Origin of the sequence: Mesorhizobium sp. M0894, assembly GCF_040319725.1 — a bacterium.
Classification (GTDB): domain Bacteria; phylum Pseudomonadota; class Alphaproteobacteria; order Rhizobiales; family Rhizobiaceae; genus Mesorhizobium.
This window is the reverse complement of record NZ_JAMYOG010000053.1, coordinates 1-963: the sequence shown is the minus strand read 5'-3', so window position 1 is coordinate 963 and position 963 is coordinate 1. Positions and strand designations below refer to the sequence as shown.

Here is a 963-nt window from a genome sequence, read left to right as displayed (position 1 = left end):
TTTGGCCGGCCATCTTGAACCCTCCGACTACAGCCCACACCTGACCTGGTACCCCGGGCGATATGCCGCTCGGAAGGTATCGGTCAGGCAGGGGTCGACCAGCAGGCCATGGCGGTTCTCCATCAGCCGATGAACCACAGCTTGGTCTCCTTGCCTTGCCCCTTGCAATAGGGCCGCGCATCCAGATCGGTGGTTGAGGCATGCGTGTCGTTCGATCGATTTTGGGATGGAAGCTCGCTTCGACATTGCGCCCGCCCCCTTGGCCGAGCCGTCGTTCGGCACTTCGCAAGCAAAGACGCGTCGATCCCCAACTCGACCAATGGGATTCCGCTGTCCGGCACCGGCGTAAAGCCGTCGGAGACATCGGCGAGGTTGGTCAGCATTTGAGTAATCCTGCCAGTGGGGCCGACTTGCCGCAGTCATGGGACATCGAACTCCGTGACTTTCAGTTGCGTCGCTTCGGGGGATGTTTCAGTCAGCACGCCGTGGATGGGTGGTTCCGCTGATTTGCCCTTTTTGAGTTTGAGGATGACGTCGAATTCGGTCCGCGGGGCCGGATCTCCGTGCTTGTTGTACATCCTCACGTAAACCTCGTAGTGTCCGGGCGGAGGCTTGCTCGCCCACGATATATGTTCGACAGGATCGGTCCTCTCCCCATTGAGGTTCGTGTCGATGTCGTGCTTGCCACCGCATGCCAAAGTTCCAGATAGAGGCACCATTTCGCCGCCTGGGCATTTTACGAAGAGGTCCAAGTCTGTCCGGTTGTTCCAGATGAGCGTTACCTGGGTGTAGCCTTGCTCCCCGTTCGCCTCTATGACGCGTATGTCCGCTTCCTTCACTGGATCAAGCTCGGGCTTTGGTTCTGGAACGGGTGGAGCGCACGAAGTCAGGTGCCGCCGCAGTTGGACCTCGACCGCTGCTGCTTCCGTGATGAGTTGCTGCGTCCGCAGGCTGGCCTGGTCC

General features: G+C 59.7%; 2 pseudogenes. Both read right to left on the bottom strand.

Annotation, left to right across the window (positions count from 1 at the left end):
- Window positions 1-81: 81 nt before the first annotated feature.
- Window positions 82-259 (bottom strand): annotated as a pseudogene (locus NKH91_RS32260) (IS5/IS1182 family transposase); the annotation flags it as partial.
- Between the two features lie 160 nt (window positions 260-419).
- Window positions 420-963: pseudogene (locus NKH91_RS32255) on the bottom strand (hypothetical protein); the annotation flags it as partial.